This is a genomic window from Pseudonocardia oroxyli, from assembly GCF_900102195.1.
GTDB lineage: Bacteria > Actinomycetota > Actinomycetes > Mycobacteriales > Pseudonocardiaceae > Pseudonocardia > Pseudonocardia oroxyli.
Genome location: NZ_FNBE01000011.1, coordinates 60,089 through 79,073, shown reverse-complemented (window position 1 = coordinate 79,073; position 18,985 = coordinate 60,089). Strand labels below are relative to the sequence as shown.

At 71.8% G+C, this 18,985-nt stretch carries 19 protein-coding genes; 13 read left to right on the top strand and 6 right to left on the bottom strand.

Annotated elements, in window-relative coordinates; all coding sequences use genetic code 11:
• The first annotated feature begins 11 nt into the window (after positions 1 to 11).
• The 10 genes from BLS43_RS17365 (at position 12) to BLS43_RS17320 (ending at position 10,190) form a co-directional block, all read left to right on the top strand.
• The gene (locus BLS43_RS17365; protein ID WP_093085935.1) at positions 12 to 863 is read left to right on the top strand and encodes a MaoC family dehydratase; all 852 of its coding nucleotides are present in this window, start codon (positions 12 to 14) and stop codon (positions 861 to 863) included.
• 125 nt (positions 864 to 988) lie between these two features.
• Positions 989 to 1,504, top strand: a complete 516-nt coding sequence (locus BLS43_RS17360) for a nuclear transport factor 2 family protein (protein WP_143030092.1) — start codon at positions 989 to 991, stop codon at positions 1,502 to 1,504.
• A 149-nt stretch (positions 1,505 to 1,653) separates the two neighbouring features.
• Positions 1,654 to 2,121: a hypothetical protein gene (locus BLS43_RS17355; RefSeq protein ID WP_093085928.1), complete on the top strand. Its 468-nt coding sequence runs from the start codon at positions 1,654 to 1,656 to the stop codon at positions 2,119 to 2,121.
• A gap of 53 nt (positions 2,122 to 2,174) precedes the next feature.
• Complete coding sequence (locus BLS43_RS17350; RefSeq protein WP_093085926.1) at positions 2,175 to 3,011, top strand: mycofactocin-coupled SDR family oxidoreductase; 837 nt, start codon at positions 2,175 to 2,177, stop codon at positions 3,009 to 3,011.
• 4 nt (positions 3,012 to 3,015) lie between these two features.
• Positions 3,016 to 3,924 carry a TIGR03619 family F420-dependent LLM class oxidoreductase gene (locus BLS43_RS17345; protein WP_143030091.1) on the top strand — a complete coding sequence of 303 codons (909 nt, stop codon included), beginning with the start codon at positions 3,016 to 3,018 and terminating at the stop codon, positions 3,922 to 3,924.
• Positions 3,925 to 3,996: 72 nt separating this feature from the next.
• Positions 3,997 to 5,145, top strand: a complete 1,149-nt coding sequence (locus BLS43_RS17340) for an acyl-CoA dehydrogenase family protein (RefSeq protein ID WP_093086282.1) — start codon at positions 3,997 to 3,999, stop codon at positions 5,143 to 5,145.
• A complete protein-coding gene (locus BLS43_RS17335; protein WP_093085921.1) occupies positions 5,142 to 6,161 on the top strand; it encodes an acyl-CoA dehydrogenase family protein in 1,020 nt (339 codons plus the stop codon). Before BLS43_RS17340 ends, BLS43_RS17335 begins: the two co-directional genes overlap by 4 nt.
• A 445-nt stretch (positions 6,162 to 6,606) precedes the next feature.
• Entirely contained in the window at positions 6,607 to 7,635 is a 1,029-nt protein-coding gene (locus tag BLS43_RS17330; RefSeq protein ID WP_143030090.1) for a VOC family protein, read from the top strand.
• Between the two features lie 10 nt (positions 7,636 to 7,645).
• Complete coding sequence (locus BLS43_RS17325) at positions 7,646 to 8,827, top strand: epoxide hydrolase family protein (protein WP_093085915.1); 1,182 nt, start codon at positions 7,646 to 7,648, stop codon at positions 8,825 to 8,827.
• A complete protein-coding gene (locus tag BLS43_RS17320; protein WP_143030089.1) occupies positions 8,817 to 10,190 on the top strand; it encodes an FAD-dependent oxidoreductase in 1,374 nt (457 codons plus the stop codon). Before BLS43_RS17325 ends, BLS43_RS17320 begins: the two co-directional genes overlap by 11 nt.
• A gap of 22 nt (positions 10,191 to 10,212) precedes the next feature.
• On the opposite strand, the gene BLS43_RS17315 is transcribed toward BLS43_RS17320, so the two are convergent.
• Positions 10,213 to 10,665, bottom strand: a complete 453-nt coding sequence (locus BLS43_RS17315; RefSeq protein WP_093085908.1) for a nuclear transport factor 2 family protein — start codon at positions 10,663 to 10,665, stop codon at positions 10,213 to 10,215.
• A 32-nt stretch (positions 10,666 to 10,697) separates the two neighbouring features.
• A complete protein-coding gene (locus tag BLS43_RS17310; RefSeq protein ID WP_093085905.1) occupies positions 10,698 to 11,519 on the bottom strand; it encodes an SDR family NAD(P)-dependent oxidoreductase in 822 nt (273 codons plus the stop codon).
• Positions 11,520 to 11,678: 159 nt separating this feature from the next.
• Between BLS43_RS17310 and BLS43_RS17305 the strand changes: the two genes are divergently transcribed.
• Complete coding sequence (locus tag BLS43_RS17305; protein ID WP_176921388.1) at positions 11,679 to 12,239, top strand: nuclear transport factor 2 family protein; 561 nt, start codon at positions 11,679 to 11,681, stop codon at positions 12,237 to 12,239.
• Positions 12,240 to 12,255: 16 nt separating this feature from the next.
• On the opposite strand, the gene BLS43_RS17300 is transcribed toward BLS43_RS17305, so the two are convergent.
• Complete coding sequence (locus tag BLS43_RS17300) at positions 12,256 to 12,927, bottom strand: alpha/beta fold hydrolase (RefSeq protein ID WP_093085899.1); 672 nt, start codon at positions 12,925 to 12,927, stop codon at positions 12,256 to 12,258.
• Positions 12,928 to 12,992: 65 nt separating this feature from the next.
• On the opposite strand from BLS43_RS17300, the gene BLS43_RS17295 reads away from it, so the two are divergent.
• Positions 12,993 to 13,682 (top strand): crotonase/enoyl-CoA hydratase family protein, encoded by a 690-nt coding sequence (locus BLS43_RS17295; RefSeq protein WP_176921387.1) that lies wholly within the window; start codon positions 12,993 to 12,995, stop codon positions 13,680 to 13,682.
• Here BLS43_RS17295 and BLS43_RS17290 read toward each other — a convergent pair.
• From BLS43_RS17290 to BLS43_RS17280, 3 genes are all read right to left on the bottom strand, one after another.
• A complete protein-coding gene (locus BLS43_RS17290; protein ID WP_093085893.1) occupies positions 13,661 to 15,220 on the bottom strand; it encodes an AMP-binding protein in 1,560 nt (519 codons plus the stop codon). The genes BLS43_RS17295 and BLS43_RS17290 overlap by 22 nt on opposite strands.
• Before the next feature lie 96 nt (positions 15,221 to 15,316).
• Positions 15,317 to 16,912 carry a class I adenylate-forming enzyme family protein gene (locus tag BLS43_RS17285; RefSeq protein ID WP_093085890.1) on the bottom strand — a complete coding sequence of 532 codons (1,596 nt, stop codon included), beginning with the start codon at positions 16,910 to 16,912 and terminating at the stop codon, positions 15,317 to 15,319.
• Positions 16,913 to 17,015: 103 nt separating this feature from the next.
• A complete protein-coding gene (locus BLS43_RS17280) occupies positions 17,016 to 17,855 on the bottom strand; it encodes a mycofactocin-coupled SDR family oxidoreductase (protein ID WP_093085886.1) in 840 nt (279 codons plus the stop codon).
• Positions 17,856 to 18,129: 274 nt separating this feature from the next.
• Between BLS43_RS17280 and BLS43_RS17275 the strand changes: the two genes are divergently transcribed.
• On the top strand, positions 18,130 to 18,969 hold the full coding sequence (locus BLS43_RS17275) for an enoyl-CoA hydratase/isomerase family protein (protein WP_176921386.1): 840 nt from the start codon (positions 18,130 to 18,132) through the stop codon (positions 18,967 to 18,969).
• The last annotated feature ends 16 nt before the right edge of the window (positions 18,970 to 18,985 follow it).

Genomic DNA, 18,985 nt, shown 5'->3' with positions numbered 1-18,985 from the left:
GGGGTCGAGCCATGGGGGTGAACCGCGACGCCGCCGGCTTCACGTCGTCGGCCACCACGCGTACCTGGAGCACCACCGACTCCGTCGTCTACGCCCTCGGCATCGGCTGCGGCGTCGACGAGCTCGCGTTCTCCACCGACGACACGCGGGGGATGGAGCCGCGGGCCGTGCCGACCATGGGCGTCGTCCTCGCCGTGCCGGGGCCCGAGATCGCCGCCGCGATGGGCGACTACGACCGGCGCAAGCTCGTCCACGGCTCGCAGACGACCATCGTCCACTCCGCGATCCCGGCGGCGGGCTCGGTCGAGTACAGCTCGACCATCCTGGGTGTGTACGACAAGGGGTCCGGAGCGGCCGTCGAGACCGAGATCCGGGCGACCGACCCGGCCACCGGCCGGTCCGTGTTCACGAACCGGTCGGTGGCCTTCATCCGCGGGGACGGCGGTTGGGGCGGTGACCGGGGGCCGTCGCAGCCCAAGGCCACGCCGCCCGAGCGCAAGCCGGACCACGTCGTGACGCAGCACGTGGCCGACAACCAGGCGCTGATCTACCGCCTGTCGGGTGACCGCAACCCGCTGCACTCGAACCCGGAGTTCGCCCGGGCCGCCGGGTTCGACCGGCCGATCCTGCACGGTCTGTGCACCTACGGGATGGTCGGCCGGGCGCTGCTGGCGCAGGTGTGCGGAGGGGACGCCGACGCGTTCGGTGAGCTGTCCGCCCGCTTCGTCGCTCCGGTGTTCCCGGGGGACGACCTGGTCATCTCGATTTGGACGACCGAACCCGGGGTGGCGGTGTTCGAGGGCCGCCGCGATGAGGACCAGCTCGTCATCGCCGGACGGTTCCTGACCGCCGGACAGGGCTGAGGCCCGGGGGAGGGGCCCCTGCGCCCCTCCCGACCTCTCCTCCGGACTCTTCGGCGCGGCTGGTCGTGGACGCGGTGCGCTTTCCGCAGCAGACGGCCGGTACGCGCCACGACGACAGGTGGGCGATGGACGTGCAGACGGAGGCGGCCCTGGTGCGGCTGCTGGCGACCTCGGAGATCCGCGACGTGGTGCACCGCTACAGCCGGGGCATCGACCGCAGGGATCTCGAGCTCGTGAGGTCCTGCTACCACGCCGACGCTCAGGACGAGCACGGTGACTTCTCCGGCGGGGTCGAGGAGTTCCTCCAGCACGCCCTCGCGGGGCTGAGCCGGTGCGAGCGGACGATGCATCTCATCGGCAACGTGCTGGTGGAGGTCGAGGGTGAACGGGCTCGGTGCGAGTCCTATGCGCTGGCGTTCCACCGGCTGCCCGCCGGCGGGGAGCGCCCGGCCCGCGACCGCGTCGTCGCCCTGAGGTACCTCGACCTCTTCACCCGACGCGGTGGTGAGTGGCGTATCCAGGTTCGGCGGTGCGTGTGCGAGTGGACCCGGACCGACCCCGTCGGCCCGGGTTGGGACTTCCCACCGGGGTGGCTGCGCGGGGGGTTCGCGCCCGCGGACCCGATCAGCGAGGACTGGTGAGGCGAGGGGGCAGGACGGGCTTCCTCGATAGCCGGGATCGAACATGATAAGATTATGGTTCTCTACGTTGGCACACATGCGCGAGCTCCCGGTCTGACATGCAGTGTCACGGGTGCAGGCCGCGTCGCGCGGGATCAGAGGCGATCACCATGAAGTACTTCCCGTTCGGCTCCACCCCGACTGAGACTCCGCAGTGGTTCGTGGAGGCGCTCGCCTCGACCCACATGAACCCGGAGACGATTCCGTTGTGGTTCCTGGGGTCGGACGAGCTGGGCTGGAAGTGCCCCGCGGCCCTGCTCCTCACCATGCCCGCGGATTACACGCTGTTCCGGCACGGCCACCCGTGCCAGCGGTTCGAGATCGTCATCCAGGGCAGCCTCGAGCTCGGCGACGGCCGGGTGGCGTCGGTGGGCGACACCTTCACCGCCGACCCGAACACACTGTACGGTCCGCACACTGCGGGACCGCAGGGCTGCACCACGATCGAGATCTTCAGCGCCGTCGAGGGCATGTTCCGGCTCCTGCACGAGGACGAGAACGGTCGGATGGTCGAGACCGACAGCAGGCTCGGCCAGAGTGCGCCCGGTTATGTTCCGTTGGACCTGGCGAAGGTCTGACCTCCCGAGGCCGACACCCCGGCCTCGGTCACGTCCGGTCGTGAAGGAGATACGTGGGCACTCTGACAGGCAAGGTCGCGTTCATCAGTGGGGGCGCCCGGGGGCAGGGCCGCTCGCACGCCGTCGCCCTCGCGCGGCTGGGAGCCGACATCGCGGTGTGCGATGTCCTCGAGGGCGTCCCGACGGTGAAGTACGCGATGGGCACCGCCGACCAGCTGGCCGAGACCGTCGACATGGTCGAGGCACTGGACCGGAGGGCACTCGCCCTCCGAGCGGACGTGCGCGACCACGAGGCGGTCGACGCCGCCGTCGCCACCACGCTCCGGGAGCTCGGTCGGATCGACATCCTCGTCAGCAATGCCGGGATCTACTCACGGGGCCTGGTGCACGAGCTGACGACGGAGTCCTGGCAGACGATGCTCGATGTCAACCTCACCGGGGTGTTCCACACCCTGCGTGCCGTTGTTCCGACCATGCGCGAGCAGGGATCGGGACGGATCGTGGTGACGGCGTCCGGCGCGGGCCGGACCGGGTCTCCGAACATGGCCCACTACGCCGCGTCGAAGTGGGCGGTGATCGGTCTGGTCAAGTCGGCGGCCCTCGAGCTGGCGGGTTCGGGGGTGACCGTGAACGCGATCTGCCCGACGAACGTGAACACCGACATGCTCACGAACGACGACATGCTGCGGATGTGGCTGCCCGATGTCGAGCGGCCGACGGTCGAGCAGGCCGTCGAGCGGTTCCGGTCGACCATCCCCATGGACGTGCCCTGGGTGGAGCCCGAGGACATCACCGCCGCGCTGCTCTACCTCGTGGGAGACGGGGCCCGGTACGTGACGGGCGAGACGCTCGCCGTGTGCGGGGGCCAGGGCGCTCGCAAGGCCGGGTGAGGGGGTGAGATTCTGGACGTCGATGGTCTACGCGCCGGTGGAGCACTACCTCCCCGTCGCCGAGGTCCTCGACGAGCTGGGCTACGAGGGGGTTCTCCTCGCGGACCATCTCTTCTCCGTCCGGGACACCGCGTCCCGCTACCCGTACTCCGAGGACGGCACTCCGCCGTGGCCCGGTGCCGTTCCGTTCCCGGACGTCTGGGTGACCGCGGCCGCCCTCGCCGCGCGCACCCGCAGGCTCCGGTTCGGGTCCTCGGTGTACATCGCCCCGGCCCGGGACGTGTTCGGCCTGGCCAAACAGGTCGGCACGCTGGCGGCCCTGGCCCCCGACCGGGTGGCGCTGGGGGTCGGAGTGGGCTGGATGCGCGAGGAGTTCGATCTGACCGGCCAGGCGTTCGGCACCCGCGGCCGGCGCCTCGACGAGATGATCGACGTGATGCGGGCGCTCTGGGCGGGCGACTGGACCGAGTACCACGGGCGCCACTACGACTTCGCCGGTGTGCGGATGCTGCCGGCGCCGTCCGCGCCCGTGCCGCTGTGGTGCGGGGGGTACTCGGAGCGGGCCCTGCACCGCGCGGCCGCCCTGTGCGACGGCTGGATCGGGGTGTTCTCCGACGCCGACCGCGGGCGCGGCATCATCGCTGCGCTGCGGAAGCAGCTCGAGGAGCTCGACCGCGACCCCGCGGGGTTCCGGATCGTGGCGAGCGTGCCCGCACTCGGGTCGGTCGAGGCCGTCGAGGAGTGGGCGCAGCTCGGCGTCACGGACGTCATCGTCCAGCCTTGGGCGGTCTCGGCACGGGGGGACTCCACCGAGCGCCACGTCGGGAGCGGGGCGGCGCTCGACCTGTCGACGATGATCTCCGCCGTCGAGTCGTTCGCGGCCCGACTGGCTCCCGCCTTCCGCGCGGCGTGATGCGCCGCCGCGCCACCCGGTCCTGTCCGCGACGAAGAGAAGGCGAATGAGCACGTGGTCACACACTCGGAGATGACGCCGCCGCCCGTCGGGCTCCCCCCGGGGGCCGCCGCCCTGCGGGTCGAGGTCCGGTCCTTTCTGGCCGAGGAACAGGCCCACGGTCACTGGCGGCCGCGGGTCGACTCCTGGCTCTCGGGCTGGGACGAGCGGTTCAGCAAGGAGCTCGGTCGCCGCGGGTGGCTCGGGATGACGATCCCCACCGAGTACGGCGGCCACGGCCGGGGTGCGCTCGACCGGTACGTCGTGACCGAGGAGCTGCTGGCCGCCGGTGCGCCCGTCGCGGCCCACTGGATCGCGGACCGGCAGATCGCGCCGTCGCTGCTGCGGTTCGGCACCCAGGAGCAGCGGGAGCGCTACCTGCCCGGCATCGCCTCCGGCGAGATCTACTTCGGGATCGGGATGTCCGAGCCGGACTCCGGCTCCGACCTGGCCTCCGTCCGCTCGCGGGCGGTCCGGGTCGACGGCGGCTGGGAGCTGACGGGCACGAAGGTCTGGACCTCCGGGGCGCACCACGCGCACGCCTTCTTCGCCCTGGTCCGCACGGCTCCGGCCGAGGACGGCAACCGGCACTCCGGACTGTCGCAGCTGATCGTCGACCTGCACTCGCCCGGGGTCACCGTGCGCCCGATCCCCCTGCTCACCGGGGCCCACCACTTCAACGAGGTGGTGTTCGACAGGGTGTTCGTGCCGGACTCGATGGTGCTCGGCGAGCTGGGGCAGGGCTGGCACCAGGTCACCTCTGAGCTGGCCTTCGAGCGCTCCGGCCCGGAGCGCTACCTCTCGACCTTCCCGCTGTTCGCGGCGGTCGTGGGGGCGCTCGCCGAGGGCGATCCGGACCGGGGGCGCCGTCGCGACCTCGGCCGCCTGGTGGCGCACTACCGGACCCTGCGCCGGATGTCGGTGGCCGTCGCGGGGGCGCTCGACGCGGGCGCGGCTCCCGAGACCGCGGCGGCGGTGGTGAAGGACCTCGGCACCCGGTTCGAGTCCGAGGTGATCGACGTCGCGCGCTGGCTCGTCCCGGTGGTTCCCGATCCCGCCGCCGAGGGCGGGCTGTCCCGGATGATGGCGGACGCCGTACGGCACAGCCCGGGCTTCACCCTGCGGGGCGGTACCAACGAGATCCTGCGCGGGATCGTGGCACGAGGGCTGGGACTGCGATGAACGAGCTGCTGGAGATGGCGGAGTCGGTCTTCGGCGACGCCTGGGACTCCGCCGCCGCCGGACTGGACGCCGAGCTGTGGCGGACCTGCGAGGAGACCGGGCTCGCACGGCTCACCCTGCCGGAGTCCGCGGGCGGGTCGGAGGGCTCGTTCGCCGACGCCACGGCGGTGCTCCGTTCGGCGGGGCGGTTCGCGGCCCGGGTGCCCCTGGTCGAGACGGACCTGATGGCGGGCTGGCTCGCCCACGCGGCCGGCCTGGAGCTCCCCGGCGGACCGCTGTCCGCGGTCGGCCCGGCCGCGGCGGCCGGGGTGTCCGTCGTGGACGGCCGGGCGAGCGGGACGCTTCGGCGGGTCCCGTGGGGCCGGGCGGTGTCCGCGGTCGTCGCCCCGGTCGATGGGCAGGTCGTGCTCGTCACCAGCGGTGCGGCCGGGATCCGTGTCGTGGAGGGGATGAACCTCGCCGAGGAGCCCCGAGACGATCTGGAGCTGCAGGACGTGCCGGTCCGGACCGCGCCCCTGCCTGCCGGTGCCCTGGAGCAGCTCCGTCTGCGTGCGGCACTGGGCCGCTCCCTGCTGCTCGCGGGGGCAGGCCGGTGCGCGCTGGAGATGGCGGCCCGCTACGCCACCGAGCGGGTGCAGTTCGGCAGGCCCATCGCGAAGCTGCAGGCCGTCCAGCAGATGCTGGCCCTGGCCGCGGCGGAGGTCGCCGCAGCCGAGGCGAGCGCGTCGGCCGCCGCGTTGGAGGCAGACCGGGACGGGATCGCGGGTGCCTCGGTCGCGATCGCCGCCGCGAAGGCCCGGGCGGGTGAGGCGGCGGGGGAGATCGCCCGGATCACCCACCAGGTCCACGGAGCCCTGGGCTTCACGCGTGAGCACGATCTCCGGGTGGCCACCACCCGGCTCTGGGCGTGGCGGGACGAGGACGACGCCGAGGCGGTCTGGAACGAGCAGCTCGGTGATCTGGCGCTCGCCGCAGGCGCGGCCGGGATCTGGCCACTGCTGGTCGGTCGCGACTGATCGCGGTGTCCGGCCCGCCGTCGCCCCGACGGTCCGCCCGACCCGTGCGGGACGACCCGCGTCGCCGGTAGATCGTCGTCGGTGGCGGAGCCACAGGGGAGGTGAGCCGTGGTCATGCGTTCCAGCCGCGGATTCGCGCGGATCCCGCCCGTTCGGCTCGGGCCGGGTGTTCTCGCGGGGCCGACCCAGGACACAGGATGTCGGCACGACCACTCTCGCCGAGGTCGGTCGGCGCGGGCGGGCCCGTCGGCCTTCTTGACGGCACCGGAATCGTGACTAGCATTCCTTGTCAGATTCAGATCGCGGTCGCTCGCACGAGCGGCCCCTCCCGGGCTCGGACACGCTCCTCGGGTCGGCGACGACCCTGCCGCACCGCACGGAAGGGTGCGGAGGGATCGCGGCCGAACGTGCCCCCGCCCGGTCGCCGCGAGAACGGAGCAACGGTGTGGTTCTTCGCCCTCATGTCAACCGGGTCCGGGAGATCACGGTCAACGTGTCCGACCTGGGCGCGTCGATCGGTTTCTACGAGTCGTTGACCCCGCTTCGGGTGTACGCGCGCACTCACGCCCCGACGCAGCCCTTCCGGGCGTTCGGGGTCGAGGAGGGTAGCTTCGACGGCGCCCTGCTCGCCGACTCCTCGTCCTCGCAGCCGGGGGTGAGTGTGCACCTGGTCCAGTGGACGTCACCGGCGCCTTCCGGTCGGGCCTACCCGTCGTTCTTCCACCAGGGCCTGTACCGGATGTGTGTGCTGACCAACGACGTCGACGGCCGGTACGAGAAGGCCGTCGCGGCGGGGCACCGCTCCTTCCTGCCACCGCGTGGACACGGGATCAGTGTGCCCGGGGGCACCGAGGGGCGCAGCTTCATCTGCCCGGACCCCGACGGGACCGCGGTGCAGACCACGGCGCGGCCCTCGCCCCGCAGGCCGGACCTGCCCGACCAGCTCTACCACGTCAACGTCGTCAGCCGGGACGTCGACGGCTCGCGCCGCTTCCTCCAGGATGTCGTGGGTCTCGACTACGTCAAGCGTCTGACGTCGGAGAAGACGATCTCGCCGATCGGGTTCGGGCTCGGCGCCGACAGCGGTCGGTTCGATGCCGCGTTCCTGTGGCACCGTGGAGACCAGCGGTTCTCGATCGACATCGTCAACTGGTTCGAGCCGGGAGTGGTGGGCGAGCCGTACGTCTCACCGTTCAACGTCGGGATCCAGCGGCTCGGCTTCGAGGTCGACGACATCGCAGCGGGAGTGGCCGCGCTGCGCGAGCAGCTGCCCGAGGATCTCCGGGCGCAGGTCCACGACCCCGAGGCCTGGGACCTCGGGGACGGGCGGACCCGGACGTGCGTGCAGTTCCGCGGACCCGACGGCATCGCGTACGAGCTGATCGAGCAGGACCCGTACTCCGGTGCCCGGGACAGCCCGTGGCCGGACGAGGCGTTCGCGCAGGCACGGGCGGCTCGGGAGGGACGTCCGTGAGGGACGGGCGATGAGGCTGCCGGTGGGGTCGCCGCGTCCGTTCCACCTCCGCGTCGACGACAGCGCCCTCGACGACCTCCGGGCCCGGCTGGCCAACACCCGCTGGCCGGACTCCGAGACGGTCATGGACTGGTCCCAGGGCGTACCGCTGGACTACCTGCGCTCGGTGTGTCACTACTGGCAGCACGAGTACGACTGGCGCGCCTGCGAGGACCGGGTGAACGCCCGGGCCCAGTTCCTGGTCGACATCGACGGCGTGCCCATCCACGTGCTGCACGTCCGGTCGCCGGAGGCGGACGCGACCCCGTTGGTGCTGACCCACGGCTGGCCGGGCAGCGTGCTCGAGTTCCTCGACGTGATCGACCCGCTCGTCGACCCCGTCGCCCACGGCGGGGACGCGGCCGACGCGTTCCACCTCGTGGTCCCGTCGCTGCCGGGGTTCGGCCTCAGCGGCAGGCCGACCGTCACCGGCTGGAACCGGGAACGCGTCGCGGATGCGTGGGTCGGGCTGATGGCGGCGCTGGGGTACGAGCGGTTCGCCGCGCAGGGCGGCGACTGGGGGGCGAGTGTCACGAACCAGCTCGGGCTGCGGCATCCGGAGCGTCTGGTCGGGATCCATCTGAACCTCGTGACGGTCGGGCCACCGCCGGGAGAACCGGTGACGGCCGAGGAGGAGGCCGACCTGGCCGCCTGGCGGCGGGTCGACGACCACCAGTCGCGGTGGGAGGTCGGCTACATGCACCAGCAGCGAACCCGCCCGCAGACGCTCGGCTACGGACTGACCGACTCGCCCGCCGGGCAGTGTGCCTGGATCCTCGAGAAGTTCCGGTCCTGGTCGGACTGCGGCGACGACCCCGTGGCGGGCTTCGGGATCGACCGGCTGCTCGACAACATCTCGCTGTACTGGCTGACCGGCACGGCGACCTCCTCGGCGCGCTTCTACTGGGAATGCCAGCCCGCCGGGTTCGGCACACCGGTGGACGTGCCCGCCGGGGCGACGATCTTCCCCAAGGAGATTCGCCGCCCCCCGCGGAGCTGGGCTGAGCGGGTGTACCGCGATCTCGTGTACTGGAACGAGGTCGACCGGGGCGGCCACTTCGCGGCGTTCGAGCAGCCCACCACGTTCGTCGACGAGTTGTGGACGTGCTTCCGACAGATCCGGAAACGAGGAATGGCCTCCGATGAGTCGTGATCATGCCGTCGTGGTCGGCTGCAGCTTCGCCGGCCTCGGTGCCGCCCGGATGCTCAGCGAGCTCTACACCCACGTCACCGTCGTCGAGCGCGACGAGCTCACGCAGACCTGGTCCCCGCGGCGCGGTGTGCCGCAGTCTCCCCACGTCCACGGGATCCCACAGCTCGGACGGACGTTGCTGGCCGAGATCCTGCCCGGCTTCGTCGACCGGGCGAAGGAGCATGGCGCGGTCATGTTCGACCAGCTCCACGACGGCGCCTCCTGGGGCCTCTACGGATGGTCGGCCCGGGGCCGGTCCCGGGCGGTCGGCTTCGGGGTCCGCCGGGCGCTGCTGGAGCACGTCGCGCGGGAGATGGTGCTGGAGCTGCCTGCGGTGAGCGTGCTGCACGGGCGGGCCGAACACCTCCTGGCCTCGGGGGACACGGTCACGGGTGTGCGGGTGCGGACGACCGACGACCACCTGGTCGACCTCGCCGCCGATCTGGTCGTGGACGCCAGCGGCAAGGGCACCGCCGCGCCGGGATGGTTGGAACGCGAGGGTTTCGCGATACCGCAGGAGACCACGGTGAACGGGTTCGTCGGCTACGCCAGCCGCTGGCTCGAGATCCCGGAGGACGCCTGGCCCGGGGACTACCGCTTCATCAGCCAGCTGCCCCGGCCGCAGTGGCCGCGCGGAGGCATCCTCTACCCGCAGGACAACGGCCTCTATGTCATGTCGCTCTTCGGCCACGCCCACCACTACCCGCCCGGCGAGGACGGCGAGTTCGTGGACTTCCTGACCGGGTGCGCCACCCCGCTCATGCACCATGTGGTGTCGCGGGCGAAGCCGGTGAGTGGCATCTCGCGGTCGCGCTCCACCGCCAACCGGCGCCGGCACTACGAACGGCTCGACGCGGTGCCCGCCGGGTTCGTCGCGGTGGGCGACGCGCTCGCGTCGTTCAACCCGATCTTCGGGCAGGGCATCTCGAGCGGGCTGAAGGGGGCGACGGTCCTGGCCGAGACCCTGCGCGCGGCCGACGGCGACGACGCGGCCGTGCCCGCGCGCTTCTACCGCGACTTCACGGCCTGGCTGGACACCCCGTGGAACCAGGCGATCGGCTTCGACCTGGCCTTCTCGACCACCACCGGGCCCCGGCCGGACCCGACGCCCGAGCGGCGGGCGGCCGCGCGGCACGCCGACGTCCTCGCCCAGATGAGCACCGTGGACCACGAGGTCGCCGGTGCGGTGCTGTTCGCCAACCAGTCGTTCGACCCCTCCCTGCTCCGGACCCCCGAGCTGCTGGCCGCGGTGGAGCGCTGGGTCGCGGAGGAGCGGTCCCCGGCCGTGTCCGATCCCGCCCGCCCACCGGTACCCGTGTCCTGACGGGTACCGGCGGCGCCCCGCCTCAGCCCTGGGGCGGGGCCGTGCCGCGGAGGGTTCCGGAGTACACGAACCGGCGCTCGAGGATGCGCCACTCACCCTCCCGCCGCTGGTAGCGGTCGGTGTAGGTGCCGACGACGGTGCGCGGTCCCCGGGCCGGCTCGGCCCCGACGAACTGGAACCCGCCGCCGTACAGCCGACCGGTGGCCTCGTCGGGGTCGTCGCCGAAGCGGATCAGATGGTTCAGGACGAAGTGCAGGGTGGGACGCACCCGGTCGCGGAAGGTGACGAACCGGTCCGCGAAGTCCCAGGCCAGACCGCTGAACATCGGCTCGTGGTCGTCGTGGGCGTCGGGCCAGAACACGGACTTCATGAGCTCCGGGTCCTCGTCGTCGAGGGCGAAGCAGTAGGTGACGGCCAGGTCCCGGATCCGCTCGCGGTCGGCGAGCCGGTCGGGTGCTCCGGCGGGGTCGGTCATCGTCGAGGACCTCCGGTCGGGTGGGGCGCAGCTCAGGAGTAGGAGTTGTTGATCCCCGACTCGATGTCGCTCTCGGTCAGGCTCCACCGGGTCAGGCCGAGCCCACCGTCGACTCGCAGGCGCTGCCCCGTGGCGTAGCCCGCGCCGCGGGTCAGGAAGAACACGATGGGCCCCACGATCTCGTGGAGCTCGCCGAAGCGACCCAGTGCGATGGCCTCCTGCATGCGCGCGGCGACCCCGGGGTTGCTCCAGGCGTCCCGGGACTTCTCCACCGGGAAGGCGCCCGGACCGACGGCGTTGATCCGGATGCCGTGGGGGCCCCATTCGCGGGCGAGTGACTGGGTCAGCGACTCGATCCCGGCCTTCCCCGCGGACGAGTGCGAGACCCCGGGCGTCCCGCGGGACGCGGAGTTGCTGGTGATCATCACCGCGGCGCCGGAGCGGTCGTCGTCGAGGAGCGGCTGCGCCCATCGGTGAACGACGTTGAACCCGCCGAACAGAGTGGAGGCCACGACCTGCTGGAACATCTCCGCCGTCATACTCCGGGCCGGCGACTTCACCATCTGGGCGGCCGCGTTGACCAGCCCGGTGGCCACCCCGTCGCGCTCCACGCACTCGAAGGCGGCGGCGACCTCGTCGGGATCGGTCACGTCGCACCGGACGGCCGTGACCCTTCCGGGCGCCTGCGAGGTCAGCGCCACGGTCTCGTCGAGGGCCTCGACCCGCCTCCCGAACGCGTACACCGAGACCCCGGCCTCGGCGAGGACACAGGTCACCGCCCTCCCGATCCCGGAGCCCGCGCCGGTCACCACGACACGGTCGTGGGGGATGGAGAAGAGCTCGGCCGGAGTCATGGTGGTGTCCGTTCTCGTCGTCGAGGACTCTCGTCACCACACGAGGCCCCGAGGTGGCGGCGGTCGGTGGCAGGAAGGAGGGAAAAAACAGTATAAGATTCGCTGCACTCGATGTGTCAACGACGACGGCCGCGGCTCGGCTGCTGCGGGAGGAGACCGATGAACAGCGACGAGGTCATCAGCAGGCTGGAGATCCGCGACGCGCTTCAGCGCTACTGTCGGGGGCTCGACCGGCGCGACCGGCCGGTGGCGGTATCGGCGTTCCACGCCGACTCCCACATCGTGCACGGCCACTTCGCAGGCACCGGACCGGACTGGGTGGACTGGCTGTTCGCGGAGCCGCCGACCGACCGGGTGGGCATCGGCGACGCCGACCCGGCGCTCGACGTCGTCGAGAGCCAGCAGCACCATCTGACCAACCAGCTGATCGACCTCGAAGGCGACGTGGCCTATTCCGAGGCGTACTTCCTGGAGTACACGCTGACCATGCGGGGTGCCGAGCGCTTCCTGACCTCGGTCGGCGGCCGTTACGTCGAGCGCTACGAGCGCCGTGAGGTGGGCTGGCGCATCGCGGAGCGGTTCTCGGTGCGCGACTGGGACTCCGTCACCCTGGTCGAGACTCGCTTCCCGGGATGGGAGCGGTCACCGCAGGGCGCGAGGGACCGCTCGGACCCGACCTACCGGCCCGGTTTCCACCGGGAGGGCCCCGTGCGGCTCTGACGGGCCGACGGCTCTCCTACACCTGCGTGAGCAGCGCGTCCGCCACGACGGTGGGGTGGGTGGCCTGCGGATGGTGCCCGGCGCCCGCCACGGTCACCATCCGGCTGTCCGGCAGGACGCGCTGCAGGTAGGCCGCACCCGCGGAGTAGCGCCGGTCCTCGGAGCCGAGGACCTGCAGAACGGGACGGTCGATCTCGCGGACGTGGTCCATCACGAAGGAGTCCGGCTGGTGGCCGAGCCCGGCCGTGGCGGGCGGCATGGCGGCCTTCTCGGCGATCCGGTCCATGTAGCGGTTCCAGTCCATCCTGGCCCCGGGGTCGCGAAACCCCGGACCTGAGGAGATGAGCGAGAGCGACGTGACCAGTTCGGGGTGGCGGATCACCAGCGTCATGGCGAGGTAGCCGCCGAGGGAGTGGCCGACCAGGTGCACCGGGGTGCCGATCGCGCGCAGCCGCTCGGCGATCTCGGCCACCGCGTCGTCGCGGTCGAGCCCGGTGGGGTCGGCGGCCCGCGACCCGTGGCCGGGTAGGTCCCACCGGTGCGCGGTCGCGGCGTCGCCGAGAGCGGTGACGAGCGGGTCCCAGGTCGCGGTGGTGTCGGCGAACCCGTGCACCAGCACCAGGACCGGCGACCCTGCGCCCGGGCCGTGAGAGTCACTGTCGTCCGAGAGGCGGTCGTCTGCGGTCACCCTGTATTCTTATCAGAATTATCGGGCAGTGTTCCATGGAGAGGGCGACTATGGTGAGCGATGCGGTGAGCGTGGAGATCGACGAGGCCGTGGCGGTCGTCCGGATCGACGACGGCAAGGTCAACGCACTCACCCTGGAGATGATCGACGGGATCCAGGACGCTCTGCTGTCCGCCTCGGCCACCGCCGATGCGGTGGTGCTCACCGGCCGGCCGGGATGTCTCACCGCCGGGCTCGACCGCAGCGTGATGCTCGGGGCGGACCGGAGCGTGGTGACCGGCAACCTGCGCCGCGTGACAGACCTGTACAACGCGATGCTGACCCTGCCCGTCCCGCTCGTCGTCGCGAGTCCGGGGCACGCGGTGGCCGCGGGAGCCCTGCTGCTCCTGGTCGCCGACGCCCGTATCGGAGCCCGGGTGCCGAGCCGCATCGGGCTCAACGAGGTCCAGATCGGCCTCCCCCTGTTCCCCCTCGCCGTCGCCGCAGCCCGGGCCCGGCTCACGCCGCGGGTCCTCTTCCCGGCGACCACCGGGGCCACCCTCTACGACAGCGCCGGTGCACTCGAGGCAGGCTACCTCGACGAGGTGGTGGAGCCCGACGCACTCCTCGAGGTGGCGACCGAACGTGCGGCCGTCCTGGGCGGCCTGGACCGCAGGTCCTACCTGCGGACCCGGCGGCTCGTCGTCGCCCCGATCCTCGACGAGGTGGAGCGGGCGACGAGCCGCCGCCGCGATCAGGCCCCGACGCCGGGGTAGCCGCCGCCGTCGTAGAGACGGTCGAGCTCGTCGCGGTCGACCCGCCCGGCCTTGCGGGGGAGGTCGGCCGCGAACACGACGTGGCGCGGCTTCTTGTAGGACGCGATGCGCTCCCGGCAGTGCGCCACGACCTCGTCCTCGGTGAGTGTCTCGCCCGCGACCGGGACGACGACCGCCTTCACGGACTGCTCCCACACCGGGTCGGGCACACCGAGCACCGCGACGTCGGCGATGGCGGGGTGCTCGCGCAGACAGCGCTCGACCTCGACCGGGTAGATGTTCTCCTTGCCGGACTTGACCATCCGCGTCTTCGGGCCGACGAAGCTCAGCGAGCCGTCGGACTCACGCCGGCCCAGGTCCCCGGTGTGCCACCAGCCGCCCCGGCTGCGCTGGGCGTTGACCTCGTCGCGGTTCCAGTAGCCCGCACCCGCGGTCAGGCCCCGGACGACGATCTCGCCCGGCTCGCCCTGCGGGACGTCCTCGTCCTCGCCGTCGACGACCCGGACCAGGCACCACGGCGAAGGACGACCGGCGGCCCCCTCGGCCCCGACGGCGAGCGCGGTGTAGGTGACGATGCCGGTCAGCTCGGTCTGCCCGAAGGCACCGGGGTACCGCGACCACGGGGCCGGTGAGGGGGTCCCCAGCGAGGCCCAGCGCGGGTCGGCGGAGACGTACGCCTCCGGGGTCCGGAAGTCCGGGAGGCTGCTACCCGCCGCCTCGACCGCCTCGGCGACCTGCCCGATGATCGGCCCGGTCAGGTAGGCCCAGGTGCACCTCTCCGAGGCCAGCAGGCCGCTGATGCCCTCGGGGGAGGCGCGCGGGAGGTACACCACGGTCCCGCCGAGCAGCAGCGTCGACAGACACCCCATGAACGTCGCGATGTGGTAGAGCGGCAGGGCGGCGAGGAAGACCGGCTGGCCGCCGTCGAAGGCCCCGTGCATGACGGCGTGCACCACGCCGGCGGCGATCAGGCCCTGGTGGGTCATCATCGCACCGTTGGGGCGGCCCTCGTGGGCCGCGGTGTACATGATCAGCACCGGTGCGGTCGGGTCGCTCCGGGCCGGGGTCACGTCGGGATCGGCGGCCGTGAGCACGGACTCGTAGCCCTCGGCGGATCCGTCGACGATGTACCACGTCGCCTCCTCCGCAGCAGCGCGCAGCCGCGGATGGACTCCCTCGTCCCCCTGCGTCGGGTCGGGGTAGGCGACCACGACGGTCGGGGCGAGGTCGGCGAGGACGAACTCGAGTTCGTCGACCGTCTGGCGCCAGTTCAGCGGGCAGATCATCGCCCCGAGACGGCCGGCGGCGATCATCAGCTCGACGACTCGGAACGAGTTCAGACCCAGCCAGGCGACCCGATCACCGGGACCCACGCCACGGGACCGGAGCACGGACGCCAGCTGCAGCACCCGTCGCTGTGCGGTCCGGTAGTCGAACCGGAGATCGTCCTCGACGACGGCCCAGACGGCCGGGCTGGAGCGAGCCTGCTCCTCCTGCACGTCGTGCAGGCACAGGGTGGTGTCGGGGCGCGTCGTCATGGAACTCCTCGATGAGTCTGCTCGGGGTCCGGTCCCCGTCGGCGTCGGAGCACCGGACTCGCGGTCGGTTGTCGTCCGGACACAGCCGGGCGGCCCTCAGGCGTGGGTCGCGTCCACCGCTGCGTCCGCGGCCGAGCGGGCCCCCGTGTTGCCCGCCGAGTCGGCCTGCTCCACCGCGAAGGTGTCGACCAGCACGTTCTTGCGGATCTTGCCGGACGCGGTTCTCGGCATGTCGGAGGTGAACCGCCAGTACCGGGGAATCTTGAAGGGGGCCAGGTGGCCCATGGCGTGCGCACGGAGTGCCTCGGCATCGAGCGCGGACCCCGGCCGGGTCCGGACGACGGCCATCAGCTGCTCGCCCCAGCGGGCGTCCGGTACGCCGACGACGGCGACCTCCTCCACCCCGTCGCAGAGGGCCAGCGCGCTCTCCACCTCGACCGGATACACGTTCTCGCCGCCGCGGATCACGACCTCCCGCAGGCGCCCGCGAAAGGTGAGGAAGCCGCGCTCGTCCATGGAGCCCAGGTCGCCGGTGTGCAACCAGCCGTTCTCGTCGATCGTGGCCGCGGTGGCCACCGGGTCCTCGAAGTACCCGTCCATGATCAGCGGGCCGCGGGTGCAGATCTCACCCGTCTCATCGAGGTCGGCGTACTCGGTGGTCCCGGGCCGCATGATGCAGAGCTCGCGCTGGGGGAGCGGACGCCCGATGGTGTGGAGCCGGTCCTCGGGGCTGTCGTCCGACCGGGTGCCGGTGATGTGCGGGGTCTCGGACTGCCCGTAGCCGTTGACCACGGCGACGCCGACGGCGTCGATGATCCGCTGCACCACGTCCGGGGTCACGGTCGTGCCACCGAGGGCGACGCTGGTCAGGGCCGGGAAGGCGCGGCCCGCGCCCACTGCGTCGAGGAAGTCGAGGGCGAGTTTGCCGATGAGGCCGGCGTGGGTCACCCGCGTGCGCTCGAGCAGGTCGACGACGATGGAGCCCTTGGGATCGGTGACGACCACGACCGCGCCGGACAGCGCGAGCGCCCCCAGCACCCGGGAGACGGACCCCCCGACGTGGTGGAAGCCTGCGGGCGAGCACCAGACCTCGGCGTCGCCGGGCTTCATCAGACGTCCGCGCAGCTGAGCGTTGTTGTAGGCGCAGGAGTGGGAGAGAACGGCACCCTTGGGCTTGCCGGTGGTGCCCGAGGTGTACTGGATCAGCAGGGGATCAGCCGGGCTGACCTCCGGCAGGGGATCGAACGAGACGGGCAGGTCGGCCCACAGCCGCAGATCGTGCGCCCGGACGCCGAGTTCCGGCGCGAGCTTCTGTGCCCGGCCCAGCAGGTCGCGGTCCCGGAAGTCGGCCGCGGCGAGGACGACGGGCGCACCGCAGTGCTGCAGCGAGTGGACGAACTCGCCGTCGCTCAGCATGGGGTTGAGCGGGACGATCACCCGGCCGCTCAGCGCGCACCCGTAGTACACGATGATCCACTCGACCGTGTTCGGTGTCCAGACGGCCAGCCGGTCGCCCACGGCGCGGGTGACCGCCATGATGCGAGCAGCGCACTCCAGGGACAGCTCCAGCAGCCGGGCATAGGTCATCGACTCGAGGGTGTCTCCCGCGAGCCAGAACACCGCAGTCGTGTCCGGCACCGTGGCGGCGCGTTCACGCAGCACCGCCCCGACGGTGGTCTCCTGGAGCTCCATGCTCTCGTCCGTCGGCCAGTACGCGGACGGACCGACCCGCCCCGCTACCGCCCTGCCTGCCTCGCTCACAGCTTCGCTCCCTCGGGGAGGTGTCCGACTCGTGTCATCCGACGTTCATCGCGCTCTGTCCGCCGGAGACGGACACCGTCTCCCCGGTGATGTACCGCGCGGCGTCGCTGACCAGGAAGAGCATCGCCCCGCTGATGTCCTCGGGCTCGACCCACGGGATGCCGACCGGGATGGTGCCGGCGAACGCGTCGAGCATGCTCTGGTCGAGCGTGGGCTTCGCCAGGTCCGGCCGGAACAGGGCCAGCATGTCGTCGTTGGTCATCATCGGGGTCCGGACGTTCGTCGGGCAGATCGCGTTGACGGTGACGCCGGACTTGGCCAGCTCCAGGGCCGCGGACTTCACCAGGCCGATGACACCCCACTTGGCGGCGGCGTAGTGGGCCATCATGGGGGCGCCCATCTTCGCCGCCATCGACGCCGTCGCCACGATCCGTCCCGATCCCTGCGCCACCATGGTGGGCACGACGGCCCTGATGGCGTTGAAGACACCGGTCAGGTTCACATCGATCATGTCCTGCCAGGCCTGTGGGGTCAGCTCCGTGAGGGGCCCGCGCGAGAAGATCCCGGCGTTGGCGACCAGGATGTCGATCCGGTCCAGCTCCTGGATCGTCTCCTCGACCACGCGCTGCATCGCGTCGGCGTCGCGGACGTCCGCAACGAAGGACAGGGCCCGCCGATCGAGCTTCTCCACCCCCGCGGCGGTTTCGGCCAGCTCGTCGGGTGTGCCCAACGCGTACCTGACGGTGCCGATGTCCGTGGCGATGTCGCAGACGGCGACATCGGCCCCGGCCTGCGCCAGGGCCAGCGCGTGCGCCCGACCCTGTCCGCGAGCTCCTCCGGTCACCAGGGCGACCTTGCCCGACAACTCGTTCACTCCGGCTCCTTCGCGGCTGACGGGGGAAGCCCCCGCGGCTCGGTTCCTATCGTGGCGTGTGCGGGCGGCCGTCGGCCGCCGGCATCCCCCGAGCGGTCCCCTCGGATCGCGACGGCGGTAACGGGGGAGTGGGTCTCTCGGCCATGCTCCTCCCTTGTCTGCGCTGATCCAGGGTGACCGCTGAATGTTATACTATTCGCCGCGCTCTTGGGCAGGTCCGAGCCGAGCGAAGTCGAGTCCCGGGGTGCCGGGGCCCCGAGGCGAGAGGCCGTCGATGTCCGACACGCTGTCCAGCCCCCTCGACTACTCCGTCCGTGACGGGGTCGCGTACGTGACCATGAACCGGCCCGAGGCGCTCAACGCCTTGAACCGCGACCTGCAGGGGGCGCTCGCCGAGGCGTTCTCGGCCGTCGACCGCGACGACGACGTGCTCGCCGTCGTGCTACAGGGCGCCGGAGGGCGGGCGTTCTCGGTCGGTGGTGATCTGAAGGCGATGGCCTCCCGCCTGGACTCCGGGGGGCAGCTCGTCGGGAGCGCGCCGGCATCGGCGGGTATGCGGGCCCACCAGTCGGTGGCCAAGCCGGGTGCGTTGCCGGGCATGGACGAGATCTACGCCTGCTCCAAGCCGACCATCGCCGCCATCGACGGCTACGCCATGGGGGGCGGTCTCGAACTCGCCCTGTACTGCGACTTCCGATTCGCCACCCGGCAGTCCGTCTTCGCCCTCCCGGAGCCGAAGCGCAACCTACTGGCGGGGCCGGCGCTCATCCACCTCTCCCGGATGGTTCCTCTGGGCGAGGCCATGTTCATGGAGCTGACCGGGGCCCGGATGCCGGCCGAGCGGGCGCACGCGATCGGTCTCGTCCAAGGCCTGTTCGCCGATCGGTCCGAGATGGACGCCGCGGTCGGTTCGGCAGTGGCCGAGCTGCGGGAGAACTCCCCGGTCGCCGTGCAGTTCCTCAAGCGGGTGGTGCGCGAGGGGCGGGACATGACGGTGGACCAGCACTGGCGTTTCGCCGAGATGTTCCTCTACACGCTGAGCACGATGGACGACGCCCGGGAAGGACCCAGGGCGTTCGTGGAGAAGCGGCGTCCGAACTGGACGCGACGCTGAGTCCCCCGGGCCGGGC

Bases quoted from the DNA above. Each gene is read 5' to 3' on its own strand.
- BLS43_RS17365 (WP_093085935.1), top strand. From the start codon at position 12: ATGGGGGTGAACCGCGACGCCGCCGGCTTCACGTCGTCGGCCACCACG.
- BLS43_RS17360 (WP_143030092.1), top strand. From the start codon at position 989: ATGGACGTGCAGACGGAGGCGGCCCTGGTGCGGCTGCTGGCGACCTCG.
- BLS43_RS17355 (WP_093085928.1), top strand. From the start codon at position 1,654: ATGAAGTACTTCCCGTTCGGCTCCACCCCGACTGAGACTCCGCAGTGG.
- BLS43_RS17340 (WP_093086282.1), top strand. From the start codon at position 3,997: ATGACGCCGCCGCCCGTCGGGCTCCCCCCGGGGGCCGCCGCCCTGCGG.
- BLS43_RS17335 (WP_093085921.1), top strand. From the start codon at position 5,142: ATGAACGAGCTGCTGGAGATGGCGGAGTCGGTCTTCGGCGACGCCTGG.
- BLS43_RS17325 (WP_093085915.1), top strand. From the start codon at position 7,646: ATGAGGCTGCCGGTGGGGTCGCCGCGTCCGTTCCACCTCCGCGTCGAC.
- BLS43_RS17320 (WP_143030089.1), top strand. From the start codon at position 8,817: ATGAGTCGTGATCATGCCGTCGTGGTCGGCTGCAGCTTCGCCGGCCTC.
- BLS43_RS17315 (WP_093085908.1), bottom strand. From the start codon at position 10,665: ATGACCGACCCCGCCGGAGCACCCGACCGGCTCGCCGACCGCGAGCGG.
- BLS43_RS17310 (WP_093085905.1), bottom strand. From the start codon at position 11,519: ATGACTCCGGCCGAGCTCTTCTCCATCCCCCACGACCGTGTCGTGGTG.
- BLS43_RS17305 (WP_176921388.1), top strand. From the start codon at position 11,679: ATGAACAGCGACGAGGTCATCAGCAGGCTGGAGATCCGCGACGCGCTT.
- BLS43_RS17290 (WP_093085893.1), bottom strand. From the start codon at position 15,220: ATGACGACGCGCCCCGACACCACCCTGTGCCTGCACGACGTGCAGGAG.
- BLS43_RS17285 (WP_093085890.1), bottom strand. From the start codon at position 16,912: ATGGAGCTCCAGGAGACCACCGTCGGGGCGGTGCTGCGTGAACGCGCC.
- BLS43_RS17275 (WP_176921386.1), top strand. From the start codon at position 18,130: ATGTCCGACACGCTGTCCAGCCCCCTCGACTACTCCGTCCGTGACGGG.